Below are 15,398 nucleotides of genomic sequence, written 5' to 3'. Positions count from 1 at the left end.
AATCCCGCGCCTTGAAAGACTTCCACCGTTGAGAACTGACCCCTGATGGCCAACAGATCTGTTGTACTCGATACCGAAACCACCGGCATGCCGGTGACCGACGGCCACCGGATCATTGAAATCGGTTGCGTCGAGTTGATCGGACGGCGCCTGACCGGTCGGCATTTCCACGTCTACCTGCAACCGGATCGCGAGAGCGACGAGGGCGCGATCGGCGTCCACGGCATCACCAACGAGTTCCTGGTGGGCAAGCCGCGCTTCGCCGAAGTCGCCGACGAGTTCTTCGAGTTCATCCAGGGCGCGCAGCTGATCATCCACAACGCGGCGTTCGACGTTGGCTTCATCAACAACGAATTCGCCCTGATGGGCCAGCACGACCGCGCCGACATCACCCAGCACTGCACCATCCTCGACACCCTGTTGATGGCCCGGGAACGTCACCCCGGCCAGCGCAACAGCCTCGATGCCTTGTGCAAGCGCTATGACGTCGACAACTCCGGCCGTGAACTGCACGGCGCCTTGCTCGACTCGGAGATTCTCGCCGACGTCTACCTGACCATGACCGGCGGCCAGACCAGCCTGTCCCTGGCCGGCAACGCCTCGGACGGTAACGGCAGCGAAGGTTCGGGCAACCGCGCCAGCGAAATCCGGCGTCTGTCGGCGGATCGCCAGCGTGGGCGGGTCATTCGCGCCAGCGAAGCCGAACTGGCCGAGCACCAGGTGCGTCTCGAAATCATCGCCAAATCTGCCGGGGCCCCGGCGCTCTGGACCCAGCTGGCCGAAGCCAAGGCCCAGCAACAGTAGTTGTTCGTGGGCGACCTTTTGTTACAGGAGGTCGTTGACGGGGTTACGCGCCGGCCCCCGAGCTTCTACCCTGAGATGATTGGCGGGCCCTTGTCCGCCGCCTCAGGATGCCTGGTGCCATGTACAAAGACCTGAAATTCCCCGTCCTTATCGTGCATCGCGACATCAAGGCCGACACTGTCGCCGGCGACCGGGTGCGGGGGATCGCCAGGGAGCTGGAGCAGGAAGGCTTCAGTATCTTTTCCGCAGTGGACTATGCCGAAGGGCGCCTGGTGGCCTCGACCCATCACGGCCTGGCCTGCATGCTGATCGCCGCCGAAGGCGCCGGGGAAAACACCCACCTGCTGCAGAACATGGTGGAACTGATCCGCCTGGCCCGGGTGCGCGCGCCGAACCTGCCGATCTTTGCCCTGGGCGAGCAGGTGACCCTGGAAAACGCCCCGGCCGACGCCATGAGCGAGCTCAATCAGCTGCGCGGCATTCTTTACCTGTTCGAAGACACCGTGCCGTTTCTGGCGCGGCAGGTGGCGCGGGCGGCGCGCAATTACCTCGATGGCCTGTTGCCGCCTTTCTTCAAGGCGCTGGTGCAGCATACGGCCGACTCCAATTATTCCTGGCACACCCCGGGGCACGGCGGTGGCGTGGCCTATCGCAAGAGCCCGGTAGGCCAGGCGTTCCATCAGTTCTTCGGCGAGAACACCTTGCGTTCGGACCTGTCGGTGTCGGTCCCGGAGCTGGGCTCGCTGCTCGATCACACCGGGCCCCTGGCGGAAGCCGAGGCGCGGGCGGCGCGCAATTTCGGCGCCGACCACACCTTTTTCGTGATCAACGGCACCTCGACCGCCAACAAGATCGTCTGGCATTCCATGGTCGGTCGCGATGACCTGGTGCTGGTGGATCGCAACTGCCACAAGTCGGTGCTGCACTCGATCATCATGACCGGCGCCATCCCGCTGTTCCTCTGTCCGGAGCGCAATGAGCTGGGGATCATCGGCCCGATCCCGCTGAGCGAATTCAGCCGCGAGTCGATCCAGGCCAAGATCGACGCCAACCCGCTGACCCGGGGCCGGCCGGCCAAGGTCAAGCTGGCGGTGGTCACCAACTCGACCTACGACGGCCTCTGCTACAACGCCGAACTGATCAAGCAGAGCCTGGGCAACAGCGTCGAGGTGCTGCATTTCGACGAGGCCTGGTACGCCTACGCGGCCTTCCATGAGTTCTTCGAGGGACGCTACGGCATGGGCACCTCGCGCAGCGCCGACAGCCCGCTGGTGTTCACCACCCATTCCACCCACAAGCTGCTGGCGGCCTTCAGCCAGGCCTCGATGATCCATGTGCAGGACGGCGGTGCCCGGCAGCTGGATCGCGACCGCTTCAACGAAGCCTTCATGATGCACATCTCCACCTCGCCGCAGTACAGCATCATCGCCTCGCTGGACGTGGCCTCGGCGATGATGGAAGGGCCGGCGGGGCGTTCGCTGCTGCAGGAAATGTTCGACGAGGCCCTGAGCTTCCGCCGGGCCCTGGCCAACCTGCGCCAGCACATCGCCGCGGACGACTGGTGGTTTTCCATCTGGCAGCCGGAGCGGGTAGAAGGCATCGACCAGGTCAGCACCGCGGACTGGCTGCTGGAGCCGGAAGGCGAGTGGCACGGGTTCGCCGGGGTGACCGACGACTATGTGCTGCTGGACCCGATCAAGGTCACCCTGGTGATGCCCGGGCTCACCGCTGGCGGTGCCCTGAGCGAGCGCGGGATACCGGCGGCGGTGGTCAGCAAGTTTCTCTGGGAGCGCGGCCTGGTGGTGGAAAAGACCGGCCTGTATTCGTTCCTGGTGCTGTTTTCCATGGGCATCACCAAAGGCAAGTGGAGCACGCTGCTGACCGAACTGCTGGAGTTCAAGCGCAACTACGACGCCAATGTCAGCCTCGCCGCCTGCCTGCCGAGCATCGCCCAGCAAGACATGGCGCGCTACCAGGGCATGGGCCTGCGCGACCTCTGCGATCAGTTGCATGCCTGCTACCGCAGCAATGCCACGGCCAAGCACCTCAAGCGCATGTACACCGTGCTGCCGGAGGTGGCGATGAAGCCCGCCGACGCCTACGATCAGTTGGTGCGGGGCGAGGTCGAGGCGGTCTCCATCGATGCCCTCGCCGGGCGGGTGGCGGCGGTGATGCTGGTGCCATACCCGCCGGGTATTCCGCTGATCATGCCGGGCGAGCGCTTCACCGAGTCGACCCGCTCGATCATCGATTACCTGGCTTTCGCCCGTACGTTCGATAGTAGCTTTCCCGGCTTTGTCGCGGATGTGCATGGATTGCAGCATGAAGACGAAGGCAATGGGCGGCAGTACACCGTCGATTGCATCAAGGTTTGAGGACGTTTCCCGCTATGCAGCCAATGATCAATCCCAAGTACCCCGGCCTGTCGGTACGTGTCGCCGACGACGGTTTCGCCGCGTATGTCTGGGGTAGCGACTTCAGCTTCGAGGTCAGCGCCTATGCCCAGGCACAGAGCGAGCAGGTGGTGGCCAAGTGGCCGCTGCATCACATCACCCCGTACCGCAAGTGCTACGGCATCGACCCCGAAGAATTCAGCAGCTATCGCGACGCCGCCGACAGCGCGGTGTTCATGGCCTACCTGGACGACGAGCCGGTCGGCCATGTGGTGGTCAGCACCAACTGGAACGGTTACGCCCATATCGACGAGCTGGCGGTGCACGCGCCGGCGCGGCGCCACGGGGTGGCCAAGGCTTTGCTGGATGTGGCGCAGTTCTGGAGTCGCAAGAAAAAACTGCCGGGCATCATGCTCGAGACCCAGAACAACAACCTGGGGGCCTGCCGCTTGTACGAGCGCTGCGGTTATGTGGTCGGCGGCATCGATCATCTGCGTTACCGCGGGATCGATCCGACCACCGCCGAGGTGGCGATTTTCTGGTATCGGCTGTTCAACGACGAGCTGGCGCGGGAAACCGGGGTCTAGCCGGCCAGCATGCCTTCAGCCTTTTCCGTCAGGGTTTCCAGCAGCGCCTCCAGGGTGGGCGAGGAGGGGGTGCCGCTGCGGGTCAGGGCATAGAGGGTGACCGGGATCGGTGGCGACAGCGGGCAGACGTCCAGGCCGCCCTCGCGCGCGCCCAGTGCGGTGAAGGGGTCGACAATCGCCAGGCCTTCGCCGGCCTCGACCATGCTGCGCATCATTTGGTGGGTTTGCACCCGGGTGTGGATAGTCGGGCTCGGGCGCAGGTTCTGCAGCTTGCTGTCCAGGGCCACGCTCAGCGGGTCCTGGCCTTCCAGGCCGACCATGGCCTGGCCCGCCAGGTCCTGCAGGGAAATATACTTCTGCTTCGGTTGCAGCCAGCCGTGCGGGGCCAGCAGTTGCAGCTTGCCCTGGGCCAGGGCGACGCACTGGATATCGGGGTGATCGGGGTTGTGCAGGCTCAGGCCCAGGTCGCCTTCGCGCAGCAACAGGCTCTTGACCATGTCGCGGGTGCCCTGGCTGGCGAGGTTGCACGGGGTGTCGGGAAAACGCCGGCGCAGGGCGGCGATGCTCTGTGGCAACAGTTGCTGGGCCAGGGGCGGGGTGCCGATGATGCGCAAGGGCGGCGCCTGGTATTGCTTCAGGCTGTCGGCCAGGCGTTGCACGGGTTCGAAGGCGTCATACAGGGTGGCGATCGCCGGCTGTAGCTCGCGGGCCTCCCGGGTGGCTTGCAGGCGTCCGCGGACACTGGCGAAGAGCATGAAACCCGATTGGCTTTCGGCGTCGCGCAGGATCGTTTCCACCTCGGCCACCGGCAGTTGCAGCAGCTCGGCGGCCGTGCCCAGGTGTCCGGTTTGCAGGAGCGCCTGAATCACTTCGATATGACGTAAACGCATGCTTGAAGTCCATGTCCAGCCGGTGAGGGATTCACACTGAATCCTAACTCATGTCCGCGCATATGACTTCTGCTCATAACGGCACGTTATGAAGGAAGGATGGTCTCGGGTTCGCGAATGAGGGTGACGCCCGATTGCACGAGGAGAAACTGGTTGTCGTCCATTTTGTTGACGCGGTCGCCAATGGCCAGGCGATAGGTGGTAACGGGCTCCGAGCCGGCGATGCCGTCTGGCGACGGGGTGGATTCCTGGAACTCATGCACCGAATAGACCCGGCCTTCCGCGTCCCTGGCATGAAATTGTCCGACGAGTACTGCTGCCATCTTTAGAGCCTCTGGAGATAAACACTCAATTTGCGGTCCTGTAGACCGTGCCTGGGCGAAGTAAGTTTAGCGGCGGAAAAAAAATAGTCCGCGGTCCTGATTGCAACTGGCGTGCAGCGGCGTGGAGCCTGGAAAAGCCCACGGAATTTCCTGCGGCAGGTGGTTGTGGGCAGGGTGGATCATCTATAACTATCAGCCTCCTTAACCAGAAGTCGGGGATTCACTATGAGCAACGTCTACACGATTGCAGTGCTGGTTGGCAGCCTGAGAAAGGCCTCGATCAACCGGAAAGTGGCGCTGGCCCTGGCCGAACTGGCGCCGGCCAACCTGCGGTTGCAGATTGTCGAGATCGGCGACCTGCCGCTCTACAACGAAGACATCGATGTAGACCCGCCGGCCGCCTACAAGGTGTTCCGCGAGCAGGTCAGCGCCGCCGATGCCGTGCTGTTCGTCACTCCGGAATACAACCGCTCGGTTCCCGCACCCATGAAAAACGCCATCGACGTGGGGTCGCGCCCCTACGGCAAGAGCGCCTGGAACGGCAAGCCGGGGGCGGTGATCAGCGCATCCCCGGGCGCTATCGGCGGTTTTGGCGCCAACCATCACCTGCGCCAGTCCCTGGTGTTCCTCAATGTACCGTGCATGCAGCAGCCGGAAGCCTACCTGAGCGGCGCCGGTTCGGCCTTCGACGAGGCGGGCAAGCTGTCCGAGTCGCTCAAGCCGTTCCTGGAGAAGTTCATCAACGCCTACGCGCAGTGGGTCGAGCAGCACAAAAAGCTCTGATCCTGGCACCGCGGGAGTCGGCCAGCCGGCTTCCGCGGGTGATGGGATATTCCTCTCGTCGTGAGAAAAGCGCTTTACCGCATATCTGAATATTCATATATTCGCCGCTCCAACTGCCTGGAGTGGCCCTGGTGTCCGACGCTCTCAACCCCGCCGAACTGTTCAAGGCGCTTGCCGACGAAACCCGCAGTCGCATCGCCTTGCTCGTGACCCGCGAAGGCGAGTTGTGTGTCTGTGAGTTGACCGCCGCCCTGGGCCAGAGCCAGCCGAAGATCTCCCGGCACCTGGCGCTGTTGCGCAGTTGCGGCCTGCTGGCCGATCGCCGCCAGGGGCAATGGATCTACTACCGGCTGCACCCGCAATTGTCACCCTGGGTGACCACATTGCTGCAGGACACGCTGGAGGCCAACAGCCCCTGGCTGCAGGCTGACCTGCAACGCTTGCAGACCATGGCCGATCGCCCCGATCGCCCCGTGCGCTGCTGCTGAATTCCCATCCACCTCACTTTTCCTGTTCAAGGCTGCCCGGCATGCTGACTGCTTCATTGATTTTCCTGCTGACCATTACCCTGGTGATCTGGCAGCCCAAGGGCCTCGGCGTGGGCTGGAGCGCGGTGTTCGGCGCGGTGCTGGCGTTGCTGTTCGGGGTGGTACAACTGACGGACATTCCGGTGGTCTGGCAGATCATCTGGAACGCCACCGGCACCTTCGTGGCCTTGATCATCATCAGCCTGCTGCTCGACGAGGCCGGGTTTTTCGCCTGGGCGGCCTTGCATGTGGCGCGCTGGGGGCAGGGCAGCGGGCGCAAGCTGTTTGCCTTCATGGTGCTGCTGGGGGCGCTGGTGTCGGCGCTGTTCGCCAACGACGGGGCGGCGCTGATTCTCACGCCGATCGTGATTTCCATGCTGCTGGCGTTGCGCTTCTCCCGGGCGGCGACCCTGGCGTTCGTCATGGGCGCCGGGTTCATCGCCGATACCGCGAGCCTGCCGCTGGTGGTGTCGAACCTGGTGAACATCGTTTCCGCGGACTTCTTCAATATCGGCTTCAACCAGTACGCCGCGGTGATGCTGCCGGTGAACCTGGTCAGCGTGGCCGCGACCCTGGCGGTGCTGCTGTGGTTCTTCCGCCGCGACATTCCGCAGGCCTACAACCCCGAGGAACTGGAGCCGCCCGCCAGCGCGATCCACGACAAGGCCACCTTCGTCGCCGGCTGGTGGGTGCTGGTCATCCTGCTGCTGGGCTGTTTTGCCCTGGAGCCGCTGGGCATTCCCATCAGCGCGATTTCGGCGGTGTGCGCGGCCTTGCTGCTGGGCATCGCGGCCAAGGGCCACAAGATTTCGACGCGCAAGGTGCTCAAGGAAGCGCCGTGGCAGATCGTGATTTTCTCCCTCGGCATGTACCTGGTGGTGTACGGCCTGCGTAATGCCGGGCTGACCACCCACCTGGCCGGCTGGCTCGACCGCTTCGCCGACTACGGCATCTGGGGCGCGGCCATGGGCACCGGGCTGCTGACCGCCGTCCTGTCATCGATCATGAACAACTTGCCGACGGTGCTGATCGGCGCGCTGTCCATCGACGCCAGCCAGGCCAGCGGCGTGGTCAAGGACGCGATGATCTACGCCAACGTGATCGGCAGCGACCTGGGGCCGAAGATCACTCCGATCGGCAGCCTGGCCACCTTGCTCTGGCTGCACGTGCTGGATCGCAAGGACATCCATATCGGCTGGGGCCGCTACTTCAAGGTCGGCATCGTGCTGACCCTGCCGGTGCTGCTGGTGACCCTGGCGGCGCTGGCCCTGCGCTTGTCGGTGATGTGAGGGGCAGGTTCGTATTCGTCGAAAACCCGCATCCACCACGTAACCTGTAGGAGCGAGCTTGCTCGCGAAGTGTCGTATCTGGCACCCCGCGTTGCCCCTGTCGCGAGCAAGCTCGCTCCTACAGGTTCGGTGTTTGGCGCAGTTGAAGGAGTTATAGAAGCTCAACTCGCCCCTGGCACATTCGGCCAGAGGTCCGCCACCAGGAACAGGCGTTCGGTTTCCTCCCAGTCGCCGGCGCGGTTTTCCGTGAGGCGCACCAGCAGTTGCGCCGGGGCGTGCGGGTCGAGTTCCTCCAGCCAGGCTTGCAGCTGCGGGGCGCTCCAGGTTTGTTCCGCCGGGTAGGACGCGGGCGCCAGCCAGGCCTGGCGTGGCAAGGGTTGCCAGCGCCCGGGCGGGCTTTGCGCGATAAAGGCCGGCCAGTCGCGCTGGTGCAGCCAACGCCCGCGCAGGTGCTGCGGGTGGGCGCCGCGGGGCGGTTGCGTGGTGCCGGGCCAGGGGTAGAGCAGGTAGCCGCCGAGCCACAGGTGGGCGCTGAAGTCCTGGATATCCATGGCCGCCAGCACTTCCAGGCTGTCGGCGCGGGCGGAGATCGGCAACTGGTGTTCGTTCAGGTGCGCCAGCTTGCGGTCCAGGCGATCGTGGCAGCCGGGGCCCAGCCACAACGCGGTGTTCGCGCCGTTGCCATGTTGCGGGCCGAGGTAGAGCTTGATCGCCAGTTCCAGATGGTGAATGCCGTCGCGATCGCGCAGCAGCATGTCCAGTTCGCCCAGGGTGTGGCCGGCGCGACGGATCGGCAGGTTGGCCGCCAGCAGCTCGACGCCGGGCGCGTGCTGTACGGCAAATTGCCACAGGCGTTCGTAGTACAGCCCCAGGCGTTTGGTCGGCCCGAGGGCCAGCCAGCGGCGCAGGGCGCGGCTGTCCTGGTCCAGCTGGCGCAACCAGTGCGCCAGCAACTGCGGCGCCTGCACCCAGTCGCTGCCGGCCAGTGGATGGCGCTGCGGCCAGGGCGTCTGGTCGAGCATCGGCGGCGCGAGGATGACCCAGGCCAGGTCGCGCACTTCGGGGTGGCGCAACTGGCGGGGGAGGTCGAGCAAGCCGGGAAACAGGATCATTCTGCGAGCATAGCGCCTAACGTCGAGGCTGAAAGGATTTTGTCTATGGCCGGCTTTCGCCCATAATCTCTGCTTTGCCCGTCCCAGAACCCCTGCAGGAGCCCCATGGAGCAATTTCGCAATATCGGCATTATCGGTCGCTTGGGCAGTTCCCAGGTGCTGGACACAGTTCGCCGACTGAAAAAGTTTCTGCTCGCCCGCCACCTGCATGTGATCCTCGAAGACACCATCGCCGAAGTGCTGCCCGGCCACGGCCTGCAGACCTCCTCGCGCAAGCTGCTCGGCGAAGTCTGCGACATGGTGATCGTGGTCGGCGGCGACGGCAGCCTGCTGGGCGCGGCCCGCGCCCTGGCGCGCCACAACATTCCGGTGCTGGGGATCAACCGCGGCAGCCTGGGCTTCCTCACCGACATTCGTCCGGACGAGCTGGAAGTCAAGGTCGCCGAAGTCCTCGACGGCCATTACCTGGTGGAAAACCGTTTCCTGCTGCAGGCCGAAGTGCGGCGCCACGCCGAAGCCATCGGCCAGGGCGACGCACTGAACGATGTGGTGCTGCACCCGGGCAAGTCGACGCGGATGATCGAGTTCGAGATCTACATCGACGGCCAGTTCGTCTGCAGCCAGAAGGCCGACGGCCTGATCGTCGCCACGCCGACCGGCTCCACCGCCTACGCCTTGTCCGCCGGCGGGCCGATCATGCATCCCAAGCTCGACGCCATTGTGATTGTGCCGATGTACCCCCATACCTTGTCGGGAAGGCCGATCGTGGTCGATGGCAACAGCGAGCTGAAAATCGTCGTGTCCAAGGATATGCAGATCTACCCGCAGGTTTCCTGCGACGGGCAGAACCATTTCACCTGTGCCCCCGGTGACACCATCACTGTCAGCAAGAAGGCGCAGAAACTGCGCCTGATCCATCCGCTGGACCACAACTATTACGAGGTCTGCCGGACCAAGCTCGGCTGGGGCAGCCGACTGGGTGGTGGAGGCGACTGATGCTCGATCCCGCGCGAAGTTATGACCTGATCGGTGATGTGCACGGTTGCGCCCTGACCCTCGAACACCTGCTGGACAAGCTCGGTTATCGCAAGCAGGGCGGCGTCTGGCGGCATCCGTCGCGCATGGCGGTGTTCCTCGGCGACATCATCGACCGCGGCCCACGGATCCGCGAAGCCTTGCACATCGTCCACGACATGGTCGAGGCCGGCCAGGCGCTGTGCGTCATGGGTAACCATGAGTTCAACGCCCTGGGCTGGGTCACCCCGGCAGCGCCCGGCGGCGGCAGGCATTTCGTGCGCGAACACACGCCGCGCCATGCCCGGCTGATCAATGAGACCCTGGCGCAATTCGAGCAGTACCCCAAGGACTGGCACGATTTCCTCGACTGGTTCTACCAGATGCCGCTGTTCATCGACGCCGGGCGTTTTCGCGTGGTGCATGCCTGCTGGGACGCCGGCCTGATCGAACCGCTGCGGGCGCAATACCCCGACGGCTGCATCGACGAGCACTTCCTCCAGGCCTCGGCGGTACCCGGCAGCTTCGCCAATAACGTGTTCGACCGCCTGCTGCGCGGCACCGACATGCGCCTGCCCCATGGCCTGACCATGACCAGCGGCGATGGCCTGACCCGTTCGTTCTTCCGCACCAAGTTCTGGGAAGACGACCCGCAGACCTACGGCGACATCGTGTTCCAGCCCGATGCGCTGCCCGAGCCGGTAGCTCGCACGCCGCTGTCCTCGGCGGAGAAAAACAACCTGCTGCGCTACGGCGTCGATGAGCCGTTGCTGTTCGTCGGCCATTACTGGCGCAGCGGCAAACCGGCGCCGATTCGCTCGAACCTGGCCTGCCTGGATTACAGCGCGGTGCTCTACGGCAAGCTGGTGGCTTATCGCCTGGACCAGGAAACCCGCCTGGACCCGGACAAATTCGTCTGGGTCTATGTCGAGCGACCGGAGGAGCAGCAATGAGTGCGGTTGCGGTATTGCGTCTGCCGTTGAATGTGGACCTGAGTGGCTTCGTCAAACTGTTGCAGCGCATGCAGGTGCCGCACCGGGTCAGCGAGGAAGCGGGGGAGCAGGTGCTCTGGGTGCCGGATGCCATCAGCGAGGACGTGCGTTCGTTGTACGAGCGTTTTCCGGCGGGCGATCCCGAGCAGCAACTGGACATCCCCGAGGCCGGCGCCGCCCTGCGTCGTCCGGGGTTCGTCGAGCAACTGCGGCGTAGCCCGGCCACCGCGCTGATCTTGCTGCTGAGCCTGATTGTTGCCGCCTTGACTTTGCTCGGTGAAAACCTTGGCACCCTGCGCTGGCTGACTTTCCTCGAGTTCCGCGTGGTCGGCGACTACATCCAGTTCACGCCCCTGGCCGACAGCCTGGCGGCGGGGCAGTGGTGGCGCCTGGTCACGCCGATGCTGATTCACTTCGGCTTCCTGCACATCGCCATGAACGGCATGTGGTACTGGGAGCTGGGGCGGCGCATCGAACAGCGCCAGGGCAGCATCAACCTGCTGGGCCTGACGTTGCTGTTCAGCCTGGTGTCGAACTACGCGCAATACCTGTTCAGCGGGCCGAGCCTGTTCGGCGGCCTGTCCGGCGTGCTCTACGGCCTGCTCGGGCATTGCTGGATCTATCAGTTGCTGTCGCCCAACCCGGCCTATCGCCTGCCTCGCGGAGTCCTGGCGATGATGCTGGTGTGGTTGCTGATCTGTATGTCGGGGCTGATCTCGGTGATCGGCTTCGGTGAAATCGCCAACGCCGCCCACGTCGGCGGGTTGCTCGTCGGATGCCTCACAGGTTTGTTGGGCGGCTTGTACAGTCGCCGTAAACTGGCCCTCTAATGCTGGAGACCGCTTATGTCGTCGTTTGTTGAAATGATTGAAAACATCACCCCGGACATCTACCAGAGCCTGAAACTGGCGGTAGAGATCGGCAAATGGTCCGATGGCCGCAAGCTCACCGCCGAGCAGCGCGAGTTGTCCCTGCAGGCGATGATCGCCTGGGAAATGCAGAACCTGCCCGAAGAGCAGCGCACCGGCTACATGGGCCCGCAGGAGTGTGCCTCGAAGTCGATCGAAGTGCCGAACATCCTGTTCAAGTCGGATGCCATCCATTGATCGAAATTGGCCGTGGCTCCATCAGTAAAATGTCGGCGCGCCTGGACGGGGCGGATGTCCAGTACGCCTTTCGTCTTGGCGACACCGAGGTGCCGGTCAATCCATTGATCGGCAGCACTGTGCGCCTGGAATACCTGGGGGCGATCCACTGCACCCATTGCGGGCGCAAGACCAAGACCAGCTTCAGCCAGGGTTACTGCTACCCGTGCATGACCAAGCTGGCCCAGTGCGATGTCTGCATCATGAGCCCGGAACGCTGCCACTACGACGCCGGCACTTGCCGCGAGCCGTCCTGGGGCGAGCAGTTCTGCATGACCGACCACGTGGTGTACCTGGCCAACTCGTCGGGGATCAAGGTCGGCATTACCCGCGCCACCCAGCTACCGACCCGCTGGCTCGACCAGGGCGCCAGCCAGGCGTTGCCGATCATGCGCGTGGCGACCCGCCAGCAGTCCGGTTTCGTCGAGGACCTGTTCCGCACCCAGGTGGCCGACAAGACCAACTGGCGCGCCTTGCTCAAGGGCGACGCCGAGGCGGTGGACCTGGCGCAGGTGCGCGACCAGCTGTTCGCCTCCTGCGCCGAGGGCCTGCGCGCCTTGCAGGAACGCTTCGGCCTGCAGGCGATCCAACCGGTCAGCGATGTCGAGCCGATCGAGATCCGCTACCCGGTCGAGCAGTACCCGGCCAAGATCGTCAGCTTCAACCTGGACAAGAACCCGATTGCCGAAGGCACGCTGCTGGGGATCAAGGGCCAATACCTGATCTTCGATACCGGCGTGATCAACATTCGTAAATACACGGCCTACCAGCTCGCCGTGCATCAGTAGAAGGATTCGACGCATGCGCACCGAACAACCGAAGATGATTTACCTGAAGGACTATCAGGCGCCCGAGTACCTGATCGACGAAACACACCTGACCTTCGAGTTGTTCGAGGACCACAGCCTGGTCCATGCGCAACTGGTGATGCGCCGCAATCCGGTGCATGGTGGCGGCCTGCCGCCGCTGGTGCTCGACGGCCAGCAGATGGAGCTGCTGTCGGTGTCCCTGGGCGACCGCGAGCTGACGGCCGCGGATTACCAGCTGAATGCCAACCACCTGACCCTGCAGCCGACCAGCGAATCCTTCACAGTCGACACCAGCGTCAAGATCCACCCGGAAAGCAACACCGCCCTGGAAGGCCTGTACAAGTCCAGCGGCATGTTCTGCACCCAGTGCGAGGCCGAGGGCTTTCGCAAGATCACGTACTACCTCGACCGCCCGGACGTGATGAGCAAGTTCACCACCACAGTGGTGGCCGAGCAGCACAGCTATCCGGTGCTGTTGTCCAACGGCAACCCGATCGCCAGCGGGCCGGGCGAAGACGGCCGGCACTGGGCGACCTGGGAAGACCCGTTCATGAAACCGGCCTACCTGTTCGCCCTGGTAGCGGGCGATCTGTGGTGTGTCGAGGACAGCTTCACCACCATGAACCAGCGCGAGGTCGCGCTGCGCATCTACGTCGAGCCGGAAAACATCGACAAGTGCCAGCACGCCATGACCAGCCTGAAGAAGTCCATGCGCTGGGATGAACAGACCTATGGCCGTGAGTACGACCTGGACATCTTCATGATCGTCGCGGTCAACGACTTCAACATGGGCGCCATGGAAAACAAGGGCCTCAACATCTTCAACTCCAGCGCCGTGCTGGCCCGCGCCGAGACCGCCACCGACGCCGCGCACCAGCGGGTCGAGGCGATCGTCGCCCACGAATACTTCCACAACTGGTCGGGCAACCGCGTGACCTGCCGCGACTGGTTCCAGCTGTCGCTCAAGGAAGGCTTCACGGTATTCCGCGATGCCGGCTTCTCCTCGGACATGAACTCGCGCACGGTCAAGCGCATCCAGGACGTGGCCTACCTGCGCACCCACCAGTTCGCCGAAGACGCCGGCCCCATGGCTCACGCCGTGCGCCCGGAAAGTTTTATCGAGATCTCCAACTTCTACACCCTGACCGTGTACGAGAAGGGCTCGGAAGTGGTCGGCATGATCCGCACCCTGGTGGGCGCCGAAGGCTTCCGCAAGGGCAGCGACCTGTACTTCGAGCGCCACGACGGCCAGGCCGTGACCTGCGACGATTTCGTCAAGGCCATGGAAGACGCCAACGGCATCGACCTCGCCCAGTTCAAGCGCTGGTACAGCCAGGCCGGCACCCCGCGCCTGGCGGTCAGCGAGGCCTATGATGCGGCGGCGAAGACCTACAGCCTGACCTTCCGCCAGAGCTGCCCGCAAACCCCGGACAAGGTGGAAAAGCTGCCGTTCGTGATTCCGGTCGAGCTGGGCCTGCTGGACGCCAAGGGCGCGGCCATTGCCCTGCGCCTGGCCGGCGAAGCCGCCGCGCAAGGCACTTCGCGGGTGATCTCGGTGACCGAGGCCGAGCAGACCTTCACCTTCGTCGACATCGCCGAACAACCGCTGCCGTCCTTGCTGCGCGGCTTCTCGGCGCCGGTGAAGCTGAGCTTCCCGTACAACCGCGACCAGCTGATGTTCCTCATGCAGCACGACAGCGACGGCTTCAACCGTTGGGACGCCGGCCAGCAACTGGCGGTGCAGGTGCTGCAAGACCTGATTGCCCAGCACCAGCAGGGCCAGGCACTGGTGCTGGACCAGCGTCTGGTCACCGCGCTGGCGACGCTACTGGCCGATGACAGCCTGGACCAGGCCATGGTCGCGGAAATGCTCTCGCTGCCGGGCGAGGCCTACCTGACCGAGATCAGCGAAGTGGCGGATGTCGAGGCCATTCATGCGGCGCGCGAGTTCGCTCGCCAGCAATTGGCCGATAGCCTGTTCGACGCGCTGTGGAAGCGTTACCAGGCCAATCGCGAGGTCTCTCGGAGCACCGACTATGTCGCCGAGTCCGCGCACTTCGCCCGTCGCGCCCTGCAAAACATCGCGCTGTCGTACCTGATGCTCACCGAGAAGCCGCAAGTGCTGGCGGCGGCCATCGAACAGTTCGACGCCGCCGACAACATGACCGAGCGCCTGACAGCGCTGGCGGTGCTGGTCAACTCGCCGTTCGAGGCCGAGAAGGCCAAGGCCCTGGCGGTGTTCGCCGAGCACTTCAAGGACAACGCCCTGGTCATGGACCAGTGGTTCAGCGTCCAGGCCGGCAGCACGCTGCCGGGCGGGCTGGAGCGGGTCAAGGCGCTGATGCAGCACCCGGCGTTCAACATCAAGAACCCGAACAAGGTGCGCGCCCTGATCGGCGCCTTCGCCGGCCAGAACCTGATCAACTTCCACGCCGCGGACGGCTCCGGCTACCGTTTCCTGGCCGACCTGGTGATCCAGCTCAACGGCTTCAACCCGCAGATCGCCTCGCGGCAACTGGCGCCGCTGACCCGCTGGCGCAAATACGACAGCGCCCGCCAGGCGCTGATGAAAGGCGAGCTGGAACGCATCCGCGCCTCCGGTGAGCTGTCCAGCGATGTGTTCGAAGTGGTCAGCAAAAGCCTGGCCTGACCCTTGTAGGAGCGAGCTTGCTCGCGAAAAAACTCAAGCCAACGCGCGGCCCCAGATGCCGCGCGTTGTCGTTCAGGTCT

Annotated in this window: 15 protein-coding genes; 12 read left to right on the top strand and 3 right to left on the bottom strand. The window is 64.3% G+C overall.

Features of this window, described 5'->3' with window-relative positions; all coding sequences use genetic code 11:
- Nucleotides 1-45 precede the first annotated feature (45 nt).
- The 3 genes from dnaQ to DK261_RS24065 all read left to right on the top strand — a co-directional run bounded on the left by dnaQ (nt 46) and on the right by DK261_RS24065 (nt 3,784).
- Nucleotides 46-804: a DNA polymerase III subunit epsilon gene (gene dnaQ, locus DK261_RS24075; protein WP_009048710.1), complete on the top strand. Its 759-nt coding sequence runs from the start codon at nt 46-48 to the stop codon at nt 802-804.
- A gap of 119 nt (nt 805-923) precedes the next feature.
- Complete coding sequence (locus DK261_RS24070; RefSeq protein WP_009048711.1) at nt 924-3,179, top strand: arginine/lysine/ornithine decarboxylase; 2,256 nt, start codon at nt 924-926, stop codon at nt 3,177-3,179.
- Between the two features lie 14 nt (nt 3,180-3,193).
- Nucleotides 3,194-3,784, top strand: a complete 591-nt coding sequence (locus DK261_RS24065; protein WP_041988995.1) for a GNAT family N-acetyltransferase — start codon at nt 3,194-3,196, stop codon at nt 3,782-3,784.
- Here DK261_RS24065 and DK261_RS24060 read toward each other — a convergent pair.
- A complete protein-coding gene (locus tag DK261_RS24060; RefSeq protein WP_016704653.1) occupies nt 3,781-4,674 on the bottom strand; it encodes a LysR substrate-binding domain-containing protein in 894 nt (297 codons plus the stop codon). The genes DK261_RS24065 and DK261_RS24060 overlap by 4 nt on opposite strands.
- 86 nt (nt 4,675-4,760) lie before the next feature.
- Nucleotides 4,761-4,997 carry a hypothetical protein gene (locus tag DK261_RS24055; protein WP_009048714.1) on the bottom strand — a complete coding sequence of 79 codons (237 nt, stop codon included), beginning with the start codon at nt 4,995-4,997 and terminating at the stop codon, nt 4,761-4,763.
- A 225-nt stretch (nt 4,998-5,222) separates the two neighbouring features.
- Between DK261_RS24055 and DK261_RS24050 the strand changes: the two genes are divergently transcribed.
- The 3 genes from DK261_RS24050 (at nt 5,223) to DK261_RS24040 (ending at nt 7,596) form a co-directional block, all read left to right on the top strand.
- Nucleotides 5,223-5,780, top strand: coding sequence for an NADPH-dependent FMN reductase (locus DK261_RS24050; RefSeq protein ID WP_009048715.1), 558 nt, complete (start codon nt 5,223-5,225; stop codon nt 5,778-5,780).
- 131 nt (nt 5,781-5,911) lie between these two features.
- Nucleotides 5,912-6,268 (top strand): metalloregulator ArsR/SmtB family transcription factor, encoded by a 357-nt coding sequence (locus DK261_RS24045; protein ID WP_041988997.1) that lies wholly within the window; start codon nt 5,912-5,914, stop codon nt 6,266-6,268.
- 41 nt (nt 6,269-6,309) lie between these two features.
- Complete coding sequence (locus DK261_RS24040; protein ID WP_038579489.1) at nt 6,310-7,596, top strand: arsenic transporter; 1,287 nt, start codon at nt 6,310-6,312, stop codon at nt 7,594-7,596.
- Between the two features lie 161 nt (nt 7,597-7,757).
- Here the strand turns inward: DK261_RS24040 and DK261_RS24035 are convergent, their stop codons facing one another.
- Complete coding sequence (locus tag DK261_RS24035; RefSeq protein ID WP_110176621.1) at nt 7,758-8,708, bottom strand: DUF1853 family protein; 951 nt, start codon at nt 8,706-8,708, stop codon at nt 7,758-7,760.
- Nucleotides 8,709-8,813: 105 nt separating this feature from the next.
- Between DK261_RS24035 and DK261_RS24030 the strand changes: the two genes are divergently transcribed.
- The 6 genes from DK261_RS24030 to pepN are packed head-to-tail and all read left to right on the top strand — an operon-like array spanning nt 8,814 to nt 15,318.
- Nucleotides 8,814-9,704: an NAD(+) kinase gene (locus DK261_RS24030; RefSeq protein ID WP_007920913.1), complete on the top strand. Its 891-nt coding sequence runs from the start codon at nt 8,814-8,816 to the stop codon at nt 9,702-9,704.
- Nucleotides 9,701-10,675, top strand: coding sequence for a metallophosphoesterase (locus tag DK261_RS24025; protein ID WP_371920928.1), 975 nt, complete (start codon nt 9,701-9,703; stop codon nt 10,673-10,675). The genes DK261_RS24030 and DK261_RS24025 overlap by 4 nt, the downstream gene beginning before the upstream one ends.
- Nucleotides 10,672-11,544, top strand: coding sequence for a rhomboid family intramembrane serine protease (locus DK261_RS24020; RefSeq protein ID WP_038579484.1), 873 nt, complete (start codon nt 10,672-10,674; stop codon nt 11,542-11,544). Before DK261_RS24025 ends, DK261_RS24020 begins: the two co-directional genes overlap by 4 nt.
- A gap of 15 nt (nt 11,545-11,559) precedes the next feature.
- The gene (locus DK261_RS24015; RefSeq protein ID WP_007920905.1) at nt 11,560-11,820 is read left to right on the top strand and encodes a YeaC family protein; all 261 of its coding nucleotides are present in this window, start codon (nt 11,560-11,562) and stop codon (nt 11,818-11,820) included.
- Nucleotides 11,817-12,647 carry a DUF2797 domain-containing protein gene (locus DK261_RS24010; RefSeq protein WP_009048721.1) on the top strand — a complete coding sequence of 277 codons (831 nt, stop codon included), beginning with the start codon at nt 11,817-11,819 and terminating at the stop codon, nt 12,645-12,647. Before DK261_RS24015 ends, DK261_RS24010 begins: the two co-directional genes overlap by 4 nt.
- Nucleotides 12,648-12,660: 13 nt before the next feature.
- Nucleotides 12,661-15,318 carry an aminopeptidase N gene (gene pepN, locus DK261_RS24005; protein ID WP_110176619.1) on the top strand — a complete coding sequence of 886 codons (2,658 nt, stop codon included), beginning with the start codon at nt 12,661-12,663 and terminating at the stop codon, nt 15,316-15,318.
- The last annotated feature ends 80 nt before the right edge of the window (nt 15,319-15,398 follow it).

Origin of the sequence: Pseudomonas sp. RW409, from assembly GCF_003184125.1 — a bacterium.
GTDB lineage: Bacteria > Pseudomonadota > Gammaproteobacteria > Pseudomonadales > Pseudomonadaceae > Aquipseudomonas > Aquipseudomonas chlororaphis_I.
The sequence above is the reverse complement of the archived record's forward strand: the minus strand, read 5'-3'. Positions and strand labels throughout refer to the sequence as shown.

Excerpts from the sequence above, each read along its gene's own strand:
- dnaQ (WP_009048710.1), top strand. The coding sequence starts at position 46 with ATGGCCAACAGATCTGTTGTACTCGATACCGAAACCACCGGCATGCCG.
- DK261_RS24070 (WP_009048711.1), top strand. The coding sequence starts at position 924 with ATGTACAAAGACCTGAAATTCCCCGTCCTTATCGTGCATCGCGACATC.
- DK261_RS24065 (WP_041988995.1), top strand. The coding sequence starts at position 3,194 with ATGCAGCCAATGATCAATCCCAAGTACCCCGGCCTGTCGGTACGTGTC.
- DK261_RS24060 (WP_016704653.1), bottom strand. The coding sequence starts at position 4,674 with ATGCGTTTACGTCATATCGAAGTGATTCAGGCGCTCCTGCAAACCGGA.
- DK261_RS24055 (WP_009048714.1), bottom strand. The coding sequence starts at position 4,997 with ATGGCAGCAGTACTCGTCGGACAATTTCATGCCAGGGACGCGGAAGGC.
- DK261_RS24050 (WP_009048715.1), top strand. The coding sequence starts at position 5,223 with ATGAGCAACGTCTACACGATTGCAGTGCTGGTTGGCAGCCTGAGAAAG.
- DK261_RS24040 (WP_038579489.1), top strand. The coding sequence starts at position 6,310 with ATGCTGACTGCTTCATTGATTTTCCTGCTGACCATTACCCTGGTGATC.
- DK261_RS24035 (WP_110176621.1), bottom strand. The coding sequence starts at position 8,708 with ATGATCCTGTTTCCCGGCTTGCTCGACCTCCCCCGCCAGTTGCGCCAC.
- DK261_RS24030 (WP_007920913.1), top strand. The coding sequence starts at position 8,814 with ATGGAGCAATTTCGCAATATCGGCATTATCGGTCGCTTGGGCAGTTCC.
- DK261_RS24020 (WP_038579484.1), top strand. The coding sequence starts at position 10,672 with ATGAGTGCGGTTGCGGTATTGCGTCTGCCGTTGAATGTGGACCTGAGT.
- DK261_RS24015 (WP_007920905.1), top strand. The coding sequence starts at position 11,560 with ATGTCGTCGTTTGTTGAAATGATTGAAAACATCACCCCGGACATCTAC.
- pepN (WP_110176619.1), top strand. The coding sequence starts at position 12,661 with ATGCGCACCGAACAACCGAAGATGATTTACCTGAAGGACTATCAGGCG.